Here is a 19983-nt window from a genome sequence, read left to right as displayed (position 1 = left end):
GGACAGGCCCTGACCCACCGCAACCCACCGCCCCCATCGTCAGAGGAGCACCCTCATGGGCGTGACCGCCCCCCTGCCCGTCACCGACCGGTTCATGGAGGTCCTGGAGCGGCTCAGCGAGCGCTCCGTGGAGGACTACTACAACCCGTACCAGACCTTCCAGTGGCCCGAGACGCTGGAGGAGAACCGTTTCTGGATGACCCCCGAGCTGCTCACCGTCTACGGCACCGAGCACTACGACACCCTCGGCGAGGAAACGCTTCAGCGCCTGTCGAAGTGGGAGTCCATCAACTTCTACAGCCTGAACGTCCACGGCATCCGCGAGCTCCTCATCGAGGTCGTCGGCCGCATCCACATGCCGGGCTTCGAGGTCCCCTCGGACTTCTTCCACCACTTCATCGGTGAGGAGAACGAACACATGTGGTTCTTCTCCGAGTTCTGCCGCCGCTACGGCCACAAGATCTACGGCTCCACCGCGATGCGCGCCGACGCGGCCTGGGAGCCCGAAGTCGAGAACTTCCTGGTCTTCACCCGCATCCTCTTCTTCGAGGAGCTGGTCGACCACTACAACTCCCGGATGGCGAAGGACGACTCCCTCTGCCACACCATCCGCGAGGTCAACCGCATCCACCACCAGGACGAGTCCCGCCACATCGCCTTCGGACGCGAGCTGGTCTCCCTCCTGTACGGCCGGATGTGCCAGGCGGTCGGTGCCGAGCGGGTGCGGGAGGTGGAGGCGTACCTCAAGCGGTACGTCGTCTACAGCACCAACTCCCTCTACAACCCCCACGTCTACCGCGACGCCGGCATCCCCGACCCGCTGGCCCTGCGCAACTCACTGGTCGCCGACGAGCGCCGCCGCCCGCACGAGCGCAAGGCCATCCGCAAGCCGCTCGCCTTCTTCCTGAAGACCGGGATCTTCTCCGACGACACCCTGCCCGTCGTCTGAGCGCGCCCCTCCCGAGACCTCCCACCCGAGAGGTGAAGAGACCATGACCGTGACGACCCCCGCGCAAGCCGGGGCCCCCGAGACAGTCGGTGACAGCCAGGGCCGGCCGAGGAGTGACCGGCCCGGCACCACCCGGGGCCTGCCCTCGCTCGGCCCGGAGGGGACCCGCCTCCTGCGGCTCCTCGACGACACCTTCGAAGGCTGGGGCACGACCGCGGGCGCCCGCCCGATGACGATGCCCCCGCTCCTGCCGGCCGCCGACCTGGCCAGGCTGGACTACTACGACAACTTCCCGCACCAGGCCGTCGTCGCCGCCCCGCTCGACCTGGAGCGCCGCGCGACCACGCCCTTCTGCGAGGACACCGGCTGCTTCCCGAGCGACGCCCTCGAACCGGCCGCGCTCGGACTGCCCTCGGCGTCCTGCTACGCGGTCTACCTCGACCACCAGGGCACCCGGGTCGCCGACGACACCCTCGTCACGATCTGCTCCTGGTGCTTCCGCAAGGAGACCCACTACGAAGGCATGCGGCGCCAACTCGGTTTCCGCATGCGGGAGATCGTCGCCATCGGGGCGCGCGAGCACGCCGAGGCGCACCTCGCCGACTTCACCGCCCGCATCCAGGCCTTCGCGACGGCGCTCGACCTGCCGCTGCGCAAGGAGGCCGCCTGCGACCCCTTCTTCGACAAGGGCAGCTCCAAGGCGGTCCTCCAGCGGCTCACCCCGGTCAAGTACGAGTTCCTGTACGAGGACCTGGCCATCGCCTCCGTCAACACGCACCGGAACTTCTTCGGGGACCGCTGCGACATCACCCTGGAGTCGACCGGCGGACCGGCCTTCACCAGCTGCGTCGCCTTCGGCCTGGAGCGCTGGCTGTCCGCACTGACCCGACGGCACGGCAGCTGGGAGTCCGCCACGCAGGCGGTGCGCGACGCGGACGCCCGTATGCGGGCCGGTGCGAGCGGCACGGCCGGGCCGGTGATCTGACGTGCCGGCCCGTCCCGCCGCCCCGCCGGCGGGCGGCCTGGGGTGGGCGAACCTCGGCATGGACATCGTGTCCGTCAACCGTGTCCGCAGGCTCCTCGCCGAGTACGGCGAGCGGTTCTTCGAGCGGATGCTCACCCCCGGCGAGCTCGCCGACTGCCGTACCTCCTCCGGGCTCGACGTCCTGAGCCTGTGCGGGCGGATCGCGGCCAAGGAAGCGGCCTTCAAGACCTTACGGGTCAGGGGCAGGTTCCTGCCCTGGCCGGACATCGTCGTACGGCGCTCCGAGGGCGGCTGGCCGCTCGTGGAGCTGCACCGGGCCGCCGCCGAGATGGCCGCCGAGTCCGGGATCACCGAGATCACCGTGTCCATCAGCCACGACGTGGACTACGCGGTGGCGGTGGCCGCCCCGATCATCGCTCCCGCTCCCGCCCCTGTCCCCGCTCCTGCCCCCGGCCCCGTCCCCGTCCCCGCTCCCGCCACACCCATCCAGTAGCAGCTAAAGGAGATCAACCATGGCCGACGGCCTGCAGACGGTGAAGAACTGGATCCTCGACCGTCACCCCGAGCGCGACGACATCGCCTCCGACCTCGACCTGATCGAGAACCGGCTCATCGACTCGCTGTCCTTCGTCGAGTTCGTCTTCCTCCTGGAGCAGGAGAGCGGCACCGCCATCCAGATGGAGACCCTGGAGGTCGAGTCGATCCGCACCCTCGGCGCGATCGAGCAGCACTTCTTCAAGACCCCGGCGGAGGCCCAGGCATGAGCCGCCGCCTCTTCACCTCGGAGTCCGTCACCGAGGGGCACCCCGACAAGATCGCCGACCGGATCAGCGACACGATCCTCGACGCCCTGCTCACCGAGGATCCGTCCTCGCGGGTCGCCGTAGAGACCCTGATCACCACCGGTCTCGTGCACATCGCCGGCGAGGTCACCACCACGGCGTACGCGCCGATAGCGAAGCTGGTGCGCGAGGCGATCCTCGACATCGGCTACGACTCCTCCGCGAAGGGCTTCGACGGCGCCTCCTGCGGCGTCTCGGTGTCCATCGGCGCGCAGTCTCCGGACATCGCCCAGGGCGTCGACACGGCCTACGAGTCCCGGGTCGAAGGCACCGGTGACGAGCTCGACGCGCAGGGCGCCGGCGACCAGGGCCTGATGTTCGGCTACGCCTGCGACGACACCGCCGAGCTGATGCCGCTGCCCATCGCACTGGCCCACCGCCTGTCGCGCCGGCTGACCGAGGTCCGCAAGAACGGCACCGTGCCGTACCTGCGGCCCGACGGCAAGACGCAGGTCACCATCGAGTACGACGGGGACCGCCCGGTCCGCCTCGACACGGTCGTCGTCTCCTCGCAGCACGCCGCCGACATCTCCGTCGAGGGCCTGCTCACCCCGGACGTCCGCGAGTACGTCGTCGAGCACGTCCTCAAGGAGCTCGTCGAGGAGGGCGTCACCCTGGAGTCCGACGGCTACCGGCTCCTGGTCAACCCGACCGGGCGCTTCGAGGTCGGCGGCCCGATGGGCGACGCCGGACTCACCGGCCGGAAGATCATCATCGACACGTACGGCGGGATGGCCCGGCACGGCGGAGGCGCCTTCTCCGGCAAAGACCCGTCGAAGGTCGACCGCTCCGCCGCGTACGCGATGCGCTGGGTCGCGAAGAACGTCGTCGCGGCCGGCCTCGCCCGCCGCTGCGAGGTGCAGGTCGCCTACGCGATCGGCAAGGCCGAACCCGTAGGCCTCTTCGTGGAGACCTTCGGCACCGGCACCCTGCCGGACGTCGCGATCCAGGAGGCCGTCAGCGAGGTCTTCGACCTCCGCCCGGCCGCGATCATCCGCGACCTGGACCTCAAGCGGCCCATCTACGCCGAGACGGCCGCCTACGGCCACTTCGGCCGTGAGCTCCCCGAGTTCACCTGGGAGCGCACGGACCGCGTGGAGGCCCTCAAGAAGGCAGCGCAAAAAGAGGGAGGGGTGTAGGCCATGCGTATCGCTGTCACGGGATCCATCGCGACCGACCATCTGATGACCTTCCCCGGCTGGTTCAGCGAGCAGCTGCTCGCCGACCGGCTGGACCGGGTCTCCCTGTCGTTCCTCGCCGACAACCTGGAGGTCAGGCGCGGCGGAGTGGCAGCGAACATCGCCTTCGGGCTCGGCGTCCTCGGGCTGCGTCCCGCCCTCGTGGGCGCGGTCGGGGCCGACTTCGAGCCGTACCGGGTCTGGCTGAAGGACCACGGCGTCGACACCGACTCGGTGCGCGTCAGCGAGAGGCTCCACACCGCCCGCTTCGTCTGTACCACCGACCGGGCCCAGAACCAGATCGCCACCTTCTACGCGGGGGCGATGGCCGAGGCGCGCGAGATCGACCTGCGGGACGTCGTCGCGCGCACGGGCCGGCTGGAACTGGTCCTGGTCTCCCCGGACGACCCCGAGGCCATGCTCCGGCACACCCGCACCTGCCGTGACCTGGGGATTCCCTTCGCCGCCGATCCTTCGCAGCAGCTGGCGCGGCTGGACGGCGGGGAGGTGCGGGAGCTGGTGGACGGGGCGCGGTTCCTCTTCACCAACGAGTACGAGACGGCCCTGCTCCTGGAGAAGTCCGGCTGGAGCGAGGCCGAGGTGCTGCGCAGGGTCGGCGCCTGGGTCACGACGCACGGCGAGGCGGGCGTCCGCGTCCACGGCGCGGACCGCGCCACGCTCGCCGTCCCCGCGGTGGAGGTCGCGGGGGTCGTCGACCCGACCGGCGTGGGCGACGCCTTCCGGGCGGGCTTCCTCGCCGGGACGCTGTGGGGCGTGCCCGAGCGGTGCGCGGCCCAGCTGGGCTGTGCGGTCGCGGCGACCGTCCTCGACTACGTGGGGACGCAGGAGTACCGGTTGCACCGGGACTCCCTCCTGGACCGGATCAGGACGACGTACGGGGTGGGCTGCACGGCCACGCTCGTCACGCACCTGAGGGGGCTGACATGAGTGCCGCACGGCGGTCCCTGCGGGAGGAGCTCGCCACCCGGGTCGTGGTGGCCGACGGGGCGATGGGCACCATGCTCCAGGCCGCCGACCCGACGATGGACGACTTCCGGCAGCTGGAGGGCTGCAACGAGATCCTCAACCTCACGCGCCCCGACATCGTCGCCTCCGTCCACGACGCCTACTTCTCGGTCGGCGTGGACTGCGTCGAGACCAACACCTTCGGGGCGAACCTCGCCGCGCTCGCCGAGTACGGCATCGAGCACCAGGTGTACGAGCTGTCGGAGGCCGGCGCCCGGATCGCCCGGACGGCCGCCGACGCGCACACGGCCACGGACGGCCGCCCCCGCTGGGTCCTCGGCTCCATGGGACCCGGCACCAAGCTGCCGACCCTCGGCCACGTCACGTACGAGCCCCTCCGGGACGCCTTCCAGCAGAACGCGGAGGGCCTGATCCGGGGCGGCGCCGACGCCCTCCTCATCGAGACCTCGCAGGACCTGCTCCAGACGAAGGCGGCCGTCATCGGTGCCCGCCGGGCCCTGGACTGGGTCGGCGTGGACCTGCCGGTGATCGTGCAGGTCACGGTCGAGACGACGGGCACGATGCTGCTCGGTTCGGAGATCGGCGCGGCGCTGACCGCGCTCGAACCGCTCGGCATCGACATGATCGGCCTGAACTGCGCCACGGGCCCCGCCGAGATGGCCGAGCACCTGCGGCACCTCTCCCGCCACGCCCGGATCCCGATCTCGGTCATGCCCAACGCGGGCCTGCCCGTCCTCACCTCCGACGGTGCGCACTACCCGCTGTCCCCGGCCGAACTGGCCGACGCCCAGGAGGCGTTCGTACGGGACTACGGCCCCTCGCTGGTCGGCGGCTGCTGCGGGACGACCCCGGAGCACCTGCGGGAGATCGTGGAGCGGGTGCGGGGCGCGGCGGTCCTCGACCGGAGCCCGGCGCCGGAGCCCGGCGCCTCCTCGCTCTACGGCCACGTGCCGTTCCGGCAGGACACCGCGTACCTGGCGATCGGCGAGCGGACGAACGCCAACGGGTCGAAGAAGTTCCGCGAGGCCATGCTGGAGGGCCGCTGGGACGACTGCGTCGAGATGGCGCGGGACCAGATCCGCGAGGGCGCGCACATGCTCGACCTGTGTGTGGACTACGTGGGCCGGGACGGCACGGCGGACATGGCGGAGCTGGCGGGCCGGTTCGCGACGGCCTCCACGCTGCCGATCGTCCTCGACTCGACCGAGATCGGGGTGCTGCGGGCCGGCCTGGAGAAGCTCGGCGGCCGGGCCGTCGTCAATTCGGTGAACTACGAGGACGGTGACGGTCCCGAGTCGCGGTTCGCGCAGGTCACGGCCCTCGCGAAGGAGCACGGCGCGGCGCTGATGGCGCTGACGATCGACGAGGAGGGCCAGGCCCGGACGGTCGGCGCGAAGGTGGCGATCGCCGAGCGGCTCATCGACGACCTCACCGGGAACTGGGGGATCAGGGAGTCGGACATCCTGATCGACACCCTCACCTTCACCATCTGCACGGGCCAGGAGGAGTCGCGGGGCGACGGCGTCGCGACGATCGAGGCGATCCGCGAGCTGAAGCGCCGCCACCCGGACGTGCAGACGACCCTGGGTCTGTCGAACATCTCCTTCGGTCTGAACCCGGCCGCGCGCATCGTCCTCAACTCGGTCTTCCTCGACGAGTGCGTGAAGGCCGGCCTGGACTCGGCGATCGTGCACGCCTCGAAGATCCTGCCGATCGCCCGCCTGGAGCGGGAGCAGGTGGAGGTGGCGCTCGACCTGATCCACGACCGGCGGCGGGAGGGCTACGACCCGCTCCAGCGGTTCCTGGAGATGTTCGAGGGCGCGACGGCGAAGTCCCTCAAGGCCGGCAAGGCGGAGGAGCTCCTCGCGCTGCCGCTCGACGAGCGCCTCAAGCGCCGGATCGTCGACGGCGAGAAGATCGGTCTGGAGGCGGACCTCGACGAGGCGCTGACGGCCCGGCCCGCCCTGGAGATCGTCAACGAGATCCTCCTCGACGGCATGAAGACGGTCGGCGAGCTCTTCGGCTCGGGCCAGATGCAGCTGCCGTTCGTGCTCCAGTCCGCCGAGGTCATGAAGACTGCGGTGGCCCATCTGGAGCCGCACATGGAGAAGTCGACAGATCCATTGTCGGGGGGGTCGGGCAAAGGCACGATCGTGCTCGCCACCGTCCGCGGCGACGTCCACGACATCGGCAAGAACCTCGTCGACATCATCCTCTCCAACAACGGCTACAACGTCGTCAACATCGGCATCAAGCAGCCCGTCTCCGCGATCCTGGAAGCGGCGGAACAGCACCGCGCCGACGTCATCGGCATGTCCGGTCTCCTCGTGAAGTCCACCGTGATCATGAAGGAGAACCTCCAGGAGCTGAACGGCCGCGGCCTCGCCGCCACCTACCCCGTGATCCTCGGCGGCGCGGCCCTCACCCGGGCCTACGTCGAGCAGGACCTCCACGAGCTGTACGAGGGCGAGGTGCGGTACGCCCGTGACGCCTTCGAGGGCCTGCGCCTCATGGACGCGCTCATGGGCGTGAAGCGCGGCGTCCCCGGAGCCGTACTCCCGCCGCTCAAGCAGCGCCGGGTGCCGAAACGCCCCGCGCCCCTGGCGGAGGTGCGGGAGCCCGAGCCGGCCGGCCGCTCCGACGTCGCCGCCGACAACCCCGTACCCGAGCCCCCCTTCCTCGGGACGCGGGTCGTCACGGGCATCCCCCTCGCCGAGTACGCCCCCTGGCTCGACGAGACCGCCCTCTTCAAGGGCCAGTGGGGCCTGAAGGACGCCGGGACGATCGAGACGGAGGGCCGGCCGAGACTGCGGGCGCTCCTCGACCGGATCGAGCGCGAGGGCCTCGTCGAAGCAGCCGTCGTCCACGGCTGGTTCCCCTGCGTGTCCAAGGGTGACGACCTGATCGTCCTGGACGAGGACGGAGGCGAGCGGACCCGCTTCTCCTTCCCCCGCCAGCAGCGGGGCCGCCGCCTCTGCCTGGCCGACTTCCACCGCGCCGAGGACTCCGGCGAGGTCGACGCGGTCGCCCTCCAGGTCGTCACCGTCGGCTCCCGCATCGGCGAGGAGACGGCCCGGCTCTTCGCCGCCGACCGCTACCGCGACTACCTCGAACTCCACGGTCTCTCCGTCCAGTTGGCGGAAGCCCTCGCCGAGTACTGGCACGCCCGGGTACGGGCCGACTGGGGCATCGCGGAAGCGGATCCCTCCGGCATCGACGGCATGCTCCGCACCGAGTACCAGGGCTGCCGCTACTCGCTCGGCTACCCGGCCTGCCCCGACCTGGAGGACCGGGCGAAGATCGCCGCGCTCCTGCGCCCCGAGCGGATCGGGGTCGAACTGTCGGAGGAGTACCAGCTGCACCCCGAGCAGTCGACGGACGCGATCGTCGTCCACCACCCGGAGGCGAGCTACTTCAACGCCGGAGGCCGCAGGTGAGCCCCACGTACTCCTTCGAGTTCTTCCCGCCGAAGACGGACAGGGGCGAGCGGACCCTGTGGGACGCGATCCGCCGGGTCGAGGCCCTGTCGCCGGACTTCGTCTCCGTCACGTACGGCGCGGGCGGTTCGTCCCGCGACCGGACCATCGAGGTCACGAAGCGGATCGCGGCCGAGACGACCCTGCGCCCGGTCGCGCACCTGACGGCCGTCGGGCACTCGGTCGCCGAACTGCGGGCGATCATCGGCGCGTACGCCGATGCGGGGGTGCGGGACGTGCTCGTGCTGCGCGGGGACCCGCCGGGCGACCCGCGCGGCGCGTGGGCTCCGCACCCGCGGGGCTTCACGTACGCGTACGAGCTCATCGAGCTGGTCCGCTCGTTGGGCGACTTCCGGATCGGGGTGGCCGCCTTCCCCGAGGGCCATCCGAGGTCGTCGGATCCGGCCGCCGACCTGGCGCACTTCGTCGCCAAGTGCCGGGCGGGCGCGGACTACGCCATCACGCAGATGTTCTTCGACCCCGAGGACTACCTGCGGCTGCGGGACCGGGTGGCCGCCGCCGGCTGCGACACCCCGATCATCCCGGAGATCATGCCCGCCACCGACGTGCGCCAGATCCGGCGCTTCGCCGAACTGAGCGACGCGGCCTTCCCTGAGGAGCTTGCGCACCGCCTGGAGGCGGCGAAGGACGACCCGGCGGCCGCGTACCGCATCGGCGTCGAGCACGCGACCGCGATGGGTCTGCGGCTGCTCGACGAAGGCGCGCCCGGCCTGCACCACATCACGCTGAACAAGTCGACGGCGGCCCTGGAAATCCACCGAACCATCCTGAGCGCAAGGAGAGTTGTCGCACATGTCTGACACCACGACCTTCACCGACTTCAAGGTCGCCGACATCGGTCTGGCGGAGTTCGGCCGCAAGGAGATCACTCTCGCCGAGCACGAGATGCCCGGCCTGATGGCTATCCGCCGCGAGTACGCGGAGGCGCGGCCCCTGGCGGGGGCGCGGATCACGGGCTCCCTCCACATGACCGTGCAGACCGCGGTCCTCATCGAGACGCTCGTCGCGCTCGGCGCCGAGGTCCGCTGGGTGTCCTGCAACATCTACTCGACGCAGGACCACGCGGCCGCCGCGATCGCCGCCGCCGGGATCCCGGTCTTCGCCTGGAAGGGCGAGACCCTGGAGGAGTACTGGTGGTGCACGGAGCAGGCCCTCACCTGGCCCGGCGCCGGCGGCCCGGCTGCGTCCGACGGTCGGTCCTCGTCCCTCGGCCCGAACATGATCCTCGACGACGGTGGTGACGCCACGGTCCTCGTCCACAAGGGTGTGGAGTACCAGAAGGCCGGCGCCGTCCCGGACCCTTCGACCGCCGAGAACGACGAGCACCGGGTGATCCTGGAGCTCCTGCGGAGCACCACCCTCGACTGGGGCACGATCGCCGCCGGGATCCGGGGCGTCACGGAGGAGACGACGACGGGCGTCCACCGCCTGTACGAGATGCACCGCGAGGGCGCGCTGCTCTTCCCGGCGATCAACGTGAACGACGCCGTGACGAAGTCGAAGTTCGACAACAAGTACGGCTGCCGCCACTCCCTCATCGACGGCATCAACCGCGCCACCGACGTCCTGATCGGCGGCAAGACGGCGGTGGTCTGCGGCTACGGCGACGTCGGCAAGGGCTCGGCCGAGTCCCTGCGCGGCCAGGGCGCGCGCGTCATCGTCACCGAGATCGACCCGATCTGCGCGCTCCAGGCGGCGATGGACGGCTACCAGGTGGCGACCCTGGAGGACGTGGTCGAGACGGCGGACATCTTCATCACGACCACCGGCAACAAGGACATCATCATGGCGTCCGACATCGCCCGCATGAAGCACCAGGCGATCGTCGGGAACATCGGCCACTTCGACAACGAGATCGACATGGCCGGCCTGGCGCGGATCCCCGGGATCGTGAAGGACGAGGTGAAGCCGCAGGTCCACACGTGGACGTTCGAGGACGGCAAGGTCGTCATCGTCCTCTCGGAAGGCCGCCTCCTGAACCTCGGCAACGCGACGGGCCACCCCTCCTTCGTGATGTCGAACTCCTTCGCGGACCAGACGCTCGCCCAGATCGAGCTGTTCACGAAGCCGGAGGAGTACCCGGTGGACGTCTACACGCTGCCGAAGCACCTGGACGAGAAGGTGGCGCGACTGCACCTGGACGCCCTGGGCGTGCGCCTCACGACGCTCCGCCCCGAGCAGGCGTCGTACATCGGGGTCCCGGTGGAGGGCCCGTACAAGCCGGACCACTACCGATACTGATGTGTACGGACGACGACGGGCGTGACCCGTGGCTCCCCGACCGGCTCCTCCGCACGGAGCGGGACCTGCTGATGCCGCTGCTCCGCCGGACGCCCGAGGAGGCGTACGAGCTCCGCACGGCGTGCCCCGGGTGGACGGCGAGGCAGGTCCTCGCCCACTGCGGGGCGGCGCTGGTCAGGATCGTCGAAGACCGCCTGGAGGAGGGCGTGTTCCTGCCGGAGGCGAACGCGTGCGACGTGGCGGAGCGGGACGACTGGCCGCTGGCCCGGATCCTCGACGAACTGGAACGCGGCCTGACGGAGGCCGGACCCGTCATCGCCGACCGCGAGGACGGCCGCCTCGACGCGGTCGCGCTGGGCGAGTGGGTGCACGCCGGAGACGTCCGGGAGGCCTTCGGCGAACCGGGGGCGTACTGCGGCGAGAGCCTGGACCTCGCCCTCCCGCTCCTCTCGGTGACGAGCCGCCGGCGGGAGACCCCCCGCCTGGTGGGCGTCCTCGCGGACCGCGGGGACCACCCGGTGGCACTCGGCAACGCGATGGAGGGCCGCCCGGAGGCCCGCTTCCACGGCGACGCGGCCACCCTGATCCGTATCTACGCGGGCCGCCCCCTGGTCCGCACCCGCTACGAACTCACCGGCGCCACAGAACAAGAACTCCTCATCTACCGCTGACCCCCGGCCCGCGCCGGGACGCTGCCCACCTGCCCCCGTGTGGGCAATCGTCCCGCAGGGCTGGGGGGTTCCCCCTCCGGGGGAGGGTGGGCCCACGGGACGGCGCCCTCTGCGGGCGCCTCCGCCCCCTGCGCTGTCGGCGTCAGCGTTCCTGCCTCCGGCTCTTGCGGTTCGGCCGGTGGGGGCGCACCAGGCTGTCGAGGGCGCCGACAGCGGCGCGGACGTGCGCCGGTTCGCCGGTCGATCGCCCGCCCCCGCAGTGCCACACGGTGTGCCCGTCCTCCTCGCGCAGGTGCATGCCCATGCCGTGCTCGCCGCACACGGGCCAGGCCTGCCAGAGGAGTTCGGAGACGGTCTCCTGTGCTGCCTCGGCGACGGCCGCCACGGCGTCGGCGGACGAGTCGTCCGGATCGGGCTCCAGGCAGTTGCCCTGCCACTCGCCATTGGGCATGGTCACGTAGACGTCCTCGTCGCGTTCCTCGTGCCAAGAGGGCAGCGCCAGGAGTCGCAGCGGCTCCCGGTCCGGCAGGGTCGCCGCGAGGTCCCGGTTGACGAGGACGAGCGCGCCCTCCCACAGCGGGTACTCGCCGGGCAGGACCCAGCGGCGGTCGGGGGGGTCGAAGATGTCGCTCATGGGGGTCATCCTGCCTCCTCGCCCGGCCGCGTGAGGAGCCTGCGGCGGCCGGCGGTCGTACTGTCGTTCCCGATCCCGGCACCGAGCAGGAGGGCTTCCGATGCGTAGCGTGACCTATTCGATGGGCGTCTCGCTCGACGGCTACATCGTCGGACCGGACGGCGGCTTCGACTGGACGGACCCCGACGACGAGGTCTTCCGCTTCTGGATCGAGGACATCCGGCACGTCGACGTCCACCTGATGGGGCGCAAGCTGTACGAGACGATGCTGTACTGGGAGACCGCCGACCAGGATCCGACGCTCGACGAGGCCAACCGCGAGTGGACCGCCCTCTGGAAGCCGCTGCCGAAGGTGGTGTTCTCCACCACGCTGTCCGAGGTGCAGGGCAACGCCCGCCTGCTCTCCGGCGGCCTCGCGGAGGAGATCGAGCGGTTGCGGGCCGAGCCGGGTGAGGGCGACATCGCGATCGGCGGCGCGACGCTCGCCGCCGGGGCTGCCGAGGCGGGTCTGATCGACGAGTACCAGGTCATGGTCCACCCCGTGCTGGTCGGCGGCGGCATCCCGTTCTTCGCCCGGAACGAGCGCCGTGTCGATCTCGAACTCGTCGAGACCCGCACCTTCCCCTCGAAGGTCGTCTACCTCCGCTACCGCGTGGTGCGCTAGGGGGTGTCCGGAAAGTAGCGCCGTCTGCCCGCCGGGCAGGGCCCGCGGCGTCTGGTGCGTGCGATCGCAAGGCGCCGGGATGCCCGCGTAGCTCGCTACGTGGGCATTCTGGCAACGCGGCGAGCGTGCGTGCCAGACGTCGCGGGCCAGGCGGGACTTTCCGGACACCCCCTAGGGTGTCGGCAGGTCCTGGGGGCTCATTCGCTCGTTCGGGGCCCGCCGTCGTGCGGGGCGAGGGGTCAGCTGGTCAGCTGGTCGGGACCTCGCCCCGCACGACACAGGAGCAGCGCCATGGCCGTCATCGTCACCGTCGAGATCCCCGGTCGCACCCGGGCGGAGTACGAAGAGACCCACGCACAGCTCCTCGGCGCCGAGTGGTGGCCGCCCCAGGGGTTCATCGCCCACGCGGCCGGGCCCGACGGGACCGGGGGGTGGCGCGTCGTCGACTTCTGGGAATCCGAGGACGACTTCCTCGCCTTCGTGGAGAAGGCGATGCCGATCTTCGAGCGGACCGGCATGCCGCCGGTCCTGCCGAAGGTGCAGGAGGCGGTGAACGTCATGGTGCGGCCCGAGCCGAAGTGAAAACCCTTTGCGGGGCGGGGCCGGGGGCCGCCAGGCTTCCCTCCATGACCAGTCATTCCCTCCGCCCCGTCGCGGACCTGTTCTCCGCCGACGGGCGCCTCAAGGCGATCCCGCGCAAGCCGGCGCGCCGCGAGGCGCTCCTCGCGCACCTCGCCGAGACGCTGTTCGAGGCCGATCGTGAGTACCGCGAGCCCGAGGTCAACGAGGCCCTGCTCACCGTGCACGAGGACTTCTCCGCCCTTCGCCGGTACCTCGTGATCGGCGGCTTCCTCGGCCGGACCAAGGACGGCTCGGCCTACCACCGACAGCAGCAGCCCTGCTCCGCCGGAGGCGCGATCCCCGCCGTCGCGTGACGGCCGCGGTGGTGGCCGGCCTGCTGGCCGGCTACGGCATCGCGATCCCGGTCGGCGCCGTCGGCGCCCACCTGGTGGCGGTCGCGGCGCGTTCCCCCTGGCGTACGGGGGCGGGCGCGGCGCTCGGCATCGCCGCCGCGGACGGGCTGTACGCCCTGCTCGCGGTCCTCGGGGGCGCGGCCCTCGTCCCCCTCCTCGCCCCCGTCGCCACCCCCCTGCGCTGGGTCTCGGCCGTGGTCCTCGTGATCCTGGCCGCCCACTCGGTCCGGGCGGCCGTCCGTGCGTACCGCGCGGGCCCGAAGAGCACCGAGGCCCCGCCGCCGGCTCCCCGGCGCGCGTTCCTCACCTTCCTGGGGATCACGATCCTCAACCCCATGACGGTCGTCTACTTCACGGCCCTCGTGCTCGGCGGCCACTCGACGACGGGTGCGACGGAGGCCTCGGTCTTCGTCGCCGCCGCCTTCGCCGCCTCGGCGAGCTGGCAACTCCTCCTCGCCACCGGCGGCACCCTCCTGGGCCACCTCGTCACGGGCCCCCGGGGCCGCCTGACGACAGCCCTCGCCTCGGGCGCCCTGATCGCGGCCCTGGCGGTGGGGCTCGTGGTGTGAGCGGGCAGGCCGAGCCGGTGGTCCGGGCCGGGCTCAGAGGTCGGGCAGCAGCCGGATCATGTCGATGCCCGGGCGGACCTTCGCGATGGCGGTGAAGTAGTCGTCCACGTGTAGCAGGGTCAGGTGGTGCTGCTCGGCGGTGAGCGCGATCAGGATGTCCACCGGTGAGGGGCCGCGGTGGTGCCCGATGCGCAGCAGGTCACGCTGCACCGCCACGACCTTCGGCCACGGGTCCTCCGGCGCGGGAACCCGGGCGAAGGTCTGGCTCAGCATCGTGGTGAACGGCTCGTGGTCCCGGTCGGCGCGCAAGCTCCGCATCAACTCGGCTTCCACCGGCGGGCAGATGGATACCTGGCCATGTGCCACGCGGCCCGGCCAGGGCGGGCCGATCTGCCGGCGCAGGAGCCGCCACACGGCTGACGTATCGGCGAGGTGGTTCACCGGCCGGACCGCTCCTGCTCTTCGAGGAAGTCGAAGTCGATGAAGTCCTCGGCGTTGTCCTGCAGCCAGCTGAGGGCCCGGGCCCGGTCGTCCGCACTGATCGCCGCCGCTATGGTCAGTGCGCGGTTGATGGTGTCCCGCTTGGTCTTGGTGCCCAGCTGCTGCTGTGCGAAGGCGAGCATGTCGTCGTCGATGTCGACCAGGGTCTTGGACATGATCGCCTCCAGCAGGCTGTATATCTCGACTTGCGGAGTATCTATCGCGCCCGCGCTCCCTGTCCGGAGTTCCCGGGCCTTCCCGGGGGCCCCGGCCCCTCCCGGAGCCGGTCGGCGGCCTGAACCGGCTTACCCTCAGCGGGGATCAGTGGGGAAGCTCCCGCGCTGATCATGTGGAATTCGGGGGGAAGCATGACAACACAGGCACTCGGTGCGGGGCTGCGGCAGCGGCATCTGGCCATGATCGCTATGGGCGGAGCCATCGGTGCCGGGCTCTTCGTGGGGTCCGGGTTCGGGATCGCGGCGGCCGGGCCCGGGATCCTCGTCTCGTACGCCCTCGCCGGCTTCCTGACCGTCCTCGTGATGCGGATGCTCGGAGAGATGTCCGCCGCCCGCCCGGTGACCGGCTCCTTCGCGGAGCACGCGCGCTCGGCCTTCGGGCCGTGGGCCGGGCTCCTCGCCGGGTGGATGTACTGGGCGCTGCTCGTCGTCAGCGTCGCGGCCGAGGCCGTCGGCGCGGCGCACATCGTCGAGGGCTGGGTCCCTGCCGTGCCCGGCTGGGCGTGGGTCGCCCTCTTCATGAGCGTGTTCACCGTGAGCAACCTCGCCGGCGTACGCCACTTCGGCGAGCTGGAGTTCTGGTTCGCCGGCCTCAAGATCGCCGCGATCGCCGGCTTCCTCGTCCTCGGCGCCGTCGTCCTCGCCGGCCTGCTGCCCGGGCAGCCCTCACCCGGCGTCGCGCACCTCACCGGCGACGGCGGTTTCCTCCCGCACGGCTGGTACGGCGTCGCCGTCGGCATGGTCGCGGCCGTCTTCGCCTTCGGCGGCCTGGAGACCGTCACCATCGCCGCCGCCGAGTGCGACGACCCGGCCCGCGCGGTCCGCACCGGCGTACGGGCCGTCATGTGGCGGGTCGCCGTCTGCTACCTCGGCTCCATGGCCGTGATCGTCGCCCTCGTCCCGTGGAACGACCCGGCCGTCGCCGACGGCCCCTACGCCGCGGTCATGGCCCGCATCGGCGTCCCCGGCGCGGCCGACGTCATGAAGGCCGTCGTCCTCGTCGCGCTCCTGTCCGCGATGAACGCCAACATCTACGGTTCCTCGCGCATGCTGTACGCCCTCGTCGGGCGCGGCGACGCGCCCCGCGCGCTGGGCCGGCAGCGGAAGGGGACGGGAGTCCCGTACGCGGCCGTCCTCGCCTCCGCCGCCTTCGGCTTCGTCTCGGTCGTCCTCAGCCTGCTCTGGCCGCGCACGGTCTTCCCGTTCCTGCTCAACTCGATCGGCGCCGCGATCCTCGTCGTCTGGGCCCTGATCGCCGCCTCCCACCTCCGCCTGCACGGCCCGTCCGTACGGTCGGTGGCGGCCCTCACGGGGATCGGCGGGGTGCTGCTCTTCATGCTGGGCGCCGAGGCGAGCCGTACCCAGATCCTCACCACCGGCGCATGGGCGGCGGCCCTCCTGGTGGGGGCCCGGATCAGGACCGTCAGGCGGGCGCGTACCGCGCCAGGAACAGATCCACTCCCGAGCTGATCACCCGCGTCAGCTCCGCGTCCTCGATCACCGCGTCGGGCGAGAACGTCCGCACGAGCTGCGGCACCCCCACCGTCACCGCCACGAGCTGCTGCACGGCGAGCTTCGGGTCCGGCGCGTCCAGGGTGCCGCGCGCGTGCAGCTCGGTGAAGGCCTCGACGAGCGGGCCGTTGTTCATGTCGTAGCTGACCCGGTACCAGAGCTGCCCGAGCTGCGGGAAACGGTCTATCTCGCCGATCACCAGCCGCCGCAGCGACATGATGTCGGGCCGCAGCAGGATCCGCGCCCAGTCCGTCGTGAGCCGGACGAGCGCGGCCCGCAGGTCGGGGGCCTCGGCGATGGTGGAGTTGGACGGCTCCAGATCGGCGTACGTCTTCGGCAGCACGCCGCCGATGACGGCGAGGAACAGGCGCTCCTTGCTGCCGAAGTGCTTGTAGATCGTCGCCTTGGACACCCCGGAACCGCGGGTGATCGCGTCCATCGACGCCGCGGAGTAGCCCTCGGCGAGGAACTCGGCGAGCGCGGCGTCGATGATCGCCTGCCGCTTGCGCGAGGCCGCGTCGGCGGGGTCCGGGATGATCGGGATGCCGTACTCGTCGGTGGCGCCCTGGGCGTCCTGTGTCTCGGCTCCCATGGGACGTGTCCTTAACTGTGGTGACGGGGGTGACGGGGTCGTCCAGTATATGAACTGAACGGTTTGGTCTGCAAAGGTCCGAGGGGTCGAGGGGCCGGGACACGGCCTCTCAGACGAAGAAGCTGTCGTGGCGCTCACAGAACTCCACCCGCTCCGCGTCACTGAGGTCGGCCAGCTGGGCGATCGACTCGAAGTACTCCTCACGGGGCGCGCCGGGGGCGAACAGCATCAGCATCGAGGCCGGGTCGGCGGAGTCGTTGCGGAAGGCGTGCAGCCCGCCGACGGGGACGTAGAGGTGGTCGCCGGAGCGGGCGGTCACCCACTGCTCCCCGTCGAAGAGCCGCACGCTGCCGGAGAGCACGAAGAACGCCTCCGACATCGCCTTGTGGAAGTGCGTGCTGGGACCGCCGGCCTCGGGCCCCATCTCCACGCGGTACAGCCCGTACTCACCGTCGGTCGAGGTGGCGGTGGACAGGTAGTGGTACGTGGTGCCGCCGGGCTCCGAGACGAACTCGGGCTCGGTGGCGGCGGGCCGGAAGCGGGCGCTGACCTCGCCCTTCTCGCCGAAGTAGCGGGGGGCGGGGTAGGAGGGGTGGAGGAGGGACATGGGGAGAGCTCCTGTGAGTGAGGACGGGAAAGGGAAGAGGGAAGAGGGAAGAGGGAAGAGGTGGGTGTCGGGCGGGTGCGGGCCCGGATGCCCCGCCGGCGTCCGTCAGGTGGTGGCCGTCAGCGCCTCCGCCACGGCCGGGCCCGCCGCCACCCCGATCAGGAAGGCGAGGTTGAACAGCCCGATCGCCGTCCCGTGCCGCGTCTCCGGGAGCCGCTCGGTCGCCGCGCCCGTGAGCAGGCCCTGACCGCCGGCCGTGACGAGGGAGCTGGTCGCCGAGCCGATCAGGACCACCACCGTCCAGGGCGCGAGCGAGGCCAGGGTGGCCGCCGCCAAGGAGCCGGCCGCGAGCAGCAGCCGCATCCGGTGCATGCCCAGGGCCGGAGCCACGCGGATCAACTGCCAGGACAGCAGGGCGCCCACGAGGGTCGCGACCGAGGCCGCCGCGCCGGTCTCCATGCCGTTCCAGCCGGTGAGGGCGCCGACGCGGCGCGGAGCCGCGTACAGCAGGGCGAAGTTGACGGTCGAGAGCGCCAGCATGAGCCCGGCGGCGGTGCGGAAGCCGGGGTCGCGCAGGACGTCGAGGGGGAGCGGGAGGGACCGGCGCGGCGCGGTGGCGGAGGGGGTCGCGGCGGTACGGGTCGCGGGCCCCGGCTGCGGTGCCGTGCGGGCCGCGAGGCGCAGGGCCGGTACGAGGGCGAGCAGGCTGAGGAGCGGGAGCAGCAGCGTCGCGCGCCAGCCGAGCGTCCCGGCGACGGCCGCGCCGATGAAGAGGCCCGTGGTGCCGCCGACCGCGCTGCCGATCGCGACGAGTCCGGGCGCCCGGCCCGAGCGGTCCCGGCCGGCGATCTGGAAGGCCGCGACGTTGAGCCCGGCCGCGCCCGCCGCCTCCAGGGCGCGCCCGGCGACGGTCAGCGGAAGGTTCGGGGCGACGAGGGTGAGGGCCGCGCCGAGGACGAGCACGGCCGCACCGGCCCGGACGGTCCCGGCGGGGCCGCGGCGCCCGCCGGCCGCGGTCAGCAGGGGAGTACCGACCGTCATGCCGATCCCGTAGGCGGTGAGCAGCCAGGCCGCCGTCCCGGGGGAGACGGCTAATCCGCGGGCGGCTTCGGACAGTGCCAGGGTCGGGCCGGACACGCCCATCGCTGCGGGTGCGGCGAGCAGGGCGAGGACCGGGCCGCCATGGGCCTGCCGGGGGGCGCTCTTCGCGGGTGCGGGGGTGGGGGCGCTCTTCGCGGGGGAGTGGGAGGAAGGGGTGCCGGAGGCCGGGGGTGTGTCCGCGCCCGTGCCGGTCTTCGCGGTCATATCGACATCCGGCCCATGAGCCCGCGCGCGAAGTCCTCCTCCGCCTGCCGGATCTCGGCATCGGTGTTCATCACGAACGGGCCGCTGCGGGCGATCGGCTCCCCGATGGGCTCGCCCGCGAGGACCAGCACGTCGGCCGCCGCCGCGGGCCCCGCCGTCCCGACGGTGAACCGGTCGCCGTCCCGGGCGAGGACGGCGAGGTGCCCGTCACGCAGCGGCTCGCCGCTGACGGTGGCGGCGCCCTTCATCGCGTACACGGCGACGTTGTGGCCGGCCGGGACGGTGAAGTCGGTGCGGCCGCCGGGCGTGAGGCGGGCGTGGGCGACGAGTACCGGCGTACGGGTGGTGAAGGGGCCGATCACACCGTGGCTGCTGCCCGCGAGGACGGTGACGGTGGTGCCGTCCGGGGTGGTGGCCACGGGGAGTTCGGAGGCCTCGGCGGTCTGGCTGTAGGGCGGGAGGTCCTTGAGGTGGGCGGGCAGGTTCACCCAGATCTGGAACATGTGCTGGCGGCCGCCCGCGGCGAGGAACTCGGGGGTGGGCAGGGACTCGTGGACGAGCCCGGAGCCGGCGGTGAGCCACTGCACGCCGCCCGCGCGGACGACGGTGCTGTCGCCGCGGGAGTCGGTGTTCGCGATGGCGCCGTCGAGGACGTACTCGATGGTCTCGAAGCCGCGGTGGGGGTGGGCCGGGGCGCCCTTGGCCTCGCCGGGCCCGAGCTCGGTCGGACCGACCTGATCGAGCATCAGGAAGGGGTCGAGGAGAGGGAGTTCTTCGGTGGGGAAGGGCCGCCGGACGGGGAATCCGGCGCCTTCATAGGTGTGCAGGGAGCGGATGACGCGGGCGACGCGCCGCGTCGCGGAGGCGCCGCCGGCGGTGTCCGTGGCGGCGGCCGTGGGTGTGGGTGCGGCTGGGGGCATGCGAAGAATGAACTACACCATTCAGTTCACTGTCAAGACTGAACCGTTCCGTTGACAGACTGAACCGATCGGTTTAGCTTCTTCCTCGTCGAGGTGCGGCGCCGACCGCCGGCCTCGCCCCTTCCTCCTTCCCCCCCCCG

At 71.7% G+C, this 19983-nt stretch carries 22 protein-coding genes; 15 read left to right on the top strand and 7 right to left on the bottom strand.

Features of this window, described 5'->3' with window-relative positions:
- Nucleotides 1-55 precede the first annotated feature (55 nt).
- Genes IE124_RS09695 through IE124_RS09650 form a run of 10 tightly spaced genes read left to right on the top strand, consistent with a single transcriptional unit; the run spans nt 56 to nt 11350 of the window.
- Nucleotides 56-949, top strand: coding sequence for a diiron oxygenase (locus IE124_RS09695; protein WP_189506864.1), 894 nt, complete (start codon nt 56-58; stop codon nt 947-949).
- 43 nt (nt 950-992) lie between these two features.
- Nucleotides 993-1934, top strand: a complete 942-nt coding sequence (locus tag IE124_RS09690; protein ID WP_189506862.1) for a class-II aminoacyl-tRNA synthetase family protein — start codon at nt 993-995, stop codon at nt 1932-1934.
- 1 nt (nt 1935) lies between these two features.
- On the top strand, nt 1936-2427 hold the full coding sequence (gene acpS, locus IE124_RS09685) for a holo-ACP synthase (RefSeq protein ID WP_189506860.1): 492 nt from the start codon (nt 1936-1938) through the stop codon (nt 2425-2427).
- A gap of 19 nt (nt 2428-2446) precedes the next feature.
- On the top strand, nt 2447-2698 hold the full coding sequence (locus IE124_RS09680) for an acyl carrier protein (RefSeq protein ID WP_141297789.1): 252 nt from the start codon (nt 2447-2449) through the stop codon (nt 2696-2698).
- Nucleotides 2695-3915, top strand: coding sequence for a methionine adenosyltransferase (gene metK / locus IE124_RS09675; RefSeq protein WP_189506858.1), 1221 nt, complete (start codon nt 2695-2697; stop codon nt 3913-3915). The genes IE124_RS09680 and metK overlap by 4 nt, the downstream gene beginning before the upstream one ends.
- 3 nt (nt 3916-3918) lie before the next feature.
- Nucleotides 3919-4902, top strand: a complete 984-nt coding sequence (locus IE124_RS09670) for a carbohydrate kinase family protein (RefSeq protein WP_189506855.1) — start codon at nt 3919-3921, stop codon at nt 4900-4902.
- Nucleotides 4899-8378 (top strand): methionine synthase, encoded by a 3480-nt coding sequence (gene metH / locus IE124_RS09665; protein ID WP_189506853.1) that lies wholly within the window; start codon nt 4899-4901, stop codon nt 8376-8378. Before IE124_RS09670 ends, metH begins: the two co-directional genes overlap by 4 nt.
- Nucleotides 8375-9238, top strand: coding sequence for a methylenetetrahydrofolate reductase [NAD(P)H] (gene metF / locus IE124_RS09660; protein ID WP_189506851.1), 864 nt, complete (start codon nt 8375-8377; stop codon nt 9236-9238). The genes metH and metF overlap by 4 nt, the downstream gene beginning before the upstream one ends.
- The gene (gene ahcY, locus IE124_RS09655) at nt 9231-10679 is read left to right on the top strand and encodes an adenosylhomocysteinase (protein WP_189506849.1); all 1449 of its coding nucleotides are present in this window, start codon (nt 9231-9233) and stop codon (nt 10677-10679) included. The genes metF and ahcY overlap by 8 nt, the downstream gene beginning before the upstream one ends.
- On the top strand, nt 10679-11350 hold the full coding sequence (locus tag IE124_RS09650) for a maleylpyruvate isomerase family mycothiol-dependent enzyme (RefSeq protein ID WP_189506847.1): 672 nt from the start codon (nt 10679-10681) through the stop codon (nt 11348-11350). Before ahcY ends, IE124_RS09650 begins: the two co-directional genes overlap by 1 nt.
- A 142-nt stretch (nt 11351-11492) precedes the next feature.
- Here IE124_RS09650 and IE124_RS09645 read toward each other — a convergent pair whose 3' ends face one another.
- Complete coding sequence (locus IE124_RS09645) at nt 11493-11993, bottom strand: hypothetical protein (RefSeq protein WP_306432384.1); 501 nt, start codon at nt 11991-11993, stop codon at nt 11493-11495.
- A 91-nt stretch (nt 11994-12084) separates the two neighbouring features.
- Between IE124_RS09645 and IE124_RS09640 the strand changes: the two genes are divergently transcribed.
- From IE124_RS09640 to IE124_RS09625, 4 genes are all read left to right on the top strand, one after another.
- Entirely contained in the window at nt 12085-12648 is a 564-nt protein-coding gene (locus tag IE124_RS09640; protein ID WP_189506845.1) for a dihydrofolate reductase family protein, read from the top strand.
- 291 nt (nt 12649-12939) lie between these two features.
- The gene (locus tag IE124_RS09635) at nt 12940-13230 is read left to right on the top strand and encodes a hypothetical protein (protein ID WP_189506843.1); all 291 of its coding nucleotides are present in this window, start codon (nt 12940-12942) and stop codon (nt 13228-13230) included.
- Between the two features lie 44 nt (nt 13231-13274).
- Nucleotides 13275-13583, top strand: coding sequence for a DUF2087 domain-containing protein (locus tag IE124_RS09630; RefSeq protein ID WP_189506841.1), 309 nt, complete (start codon nt 13275-13277; stop codon nt 13581-13583).
- Nucleotides 13580-14191, top strand: coding sequence for a LysE family transporter (locus IE124_RS09625; protein WP_189506839.1), 612 nt, complete (start codon nt 13580-13582; stop codon nt 14189-14191). The genes IE124_RS09630 and IE124_RS09625 overlap by 4 nt, the downstream gene beginning before the upstream one ends.
- 33 nt (nt 14192-14224) lie before the next feature.
- Here the strand turns inward: IE124_RS09625 and IE124_RS09620 are convergent, their stop codons facing one another.
- Nucleotides 14225-14605 (bottom strand): PIN domain-containing protein, encoded by a 381-nt coding sequence (locus IE124_RS09620; protein WP_368858278.1) that lies wholly within the window; start codon nt 14603-14605, stop codon nt 14225-14227.
- Between the two features lie 23 nt (nt 14606-14628).
- Complete coding sequence (locus tag IE124_RS09615; RefSeq protein ID WP_189506835.1) at nt 14629-14847, bottom strand: type II toxin-antitoxin system VapB family antitoxin; 219 nt, start codon at nt 14845-14847, stop codon at nt 14629-14631.
- A 192-nt stretch (nt 14848-15039) separates the two neighbouring features.
- Between IE124_RS09615 and IE124_RS09610 the strand changes: the two genes are divergently transcribed.
- Nucleotides 15040-16377: an amino acid permease gene (locus IE124_RS09610; protein ID WP_229832318.1), complete on the top strand. Its 1338-nt coding sequence runs from the start codon at nt 15040-15042 to the stop codon at nt 16375-16377.
- Here IE124_RS09610 and IE124_RS09605 read toward each other — a convergent pair.
- From IE124_RS09605 to IE124_RS09590, 4 genes are all read right to left on the bottom strand, one after another.
- Nucleotides 16331-17011 carry a TetR/AcrR family transcriptional regulator gene (locus IE124_RS09605; protein ID WP_189506833.1) on the bottom strand — a complete coding sequence of 227 codons (681 nt, stop codon included), beginning with the start codon at nt 17009-17011 and terminating at the stop codon, nt 16331-16333. The two genes, IE124_RS09610 and IE124_RS09605, sit on opposite strands and share 47 nt — an antisense overlap.
- Nucleotides 17012-17120: 109 nt before the next feature.
- Nucleotides 17121-17618 carry a cupin domain-containing protein gene (locus tag IE124_RS09600; RefSeq protein ID WP_189506832.1) on the bottom strand — a complete coding sequence of 166 codons (498 nt, stop codon included), beginning with the start codon at nt 17616-17618 and terminating at the stop codon, nt 17121-17123.
- Between the two features lie 105 nt (nt 17619-17723).
- Nucleotides 17724-18923: an MFS transporter gene (locus tag IE124_RS09595; RefSeq protein ID WP_189506831.1), complete on the bottom strand. Its 1200-nt coding sequence runs from the start codon at nt 18921-18923 to the stop codon at nt 17724-17726.
- Nucleotides 18920-19843: a pirin family protein gene (locus IE124_RS09590; protein WP_189506830.1), complete on the bottom strand. Its 924-nt coding sequence runs from the start codon at nt 19841-19843 to the stop codon at nt 18920-18922. The genes IE124_RS09595 and IE124_RS09590 overlap by 4 nt, the downstream gene beginning before the upstream one ends.
- Nucleotides 19844-19983: the final 140 nt, after the last annotated feature.

Origin of the sequence: Streptomyces narbonensis (assembly GCF_014649015.1) — a bacterium.
Taxonomy (GTDB): Bacteria; Actinomycetota; Actinomycetes; order Streptomycetales; family Streptomycetaceae; genus Streptomyces; species Streptomyces narbonensis.
The sequence above is the reverse complement of the archived record's forward strand: the minus strand, read 5'-3'. Positions and strand labels throughout refer to the sequence as shown.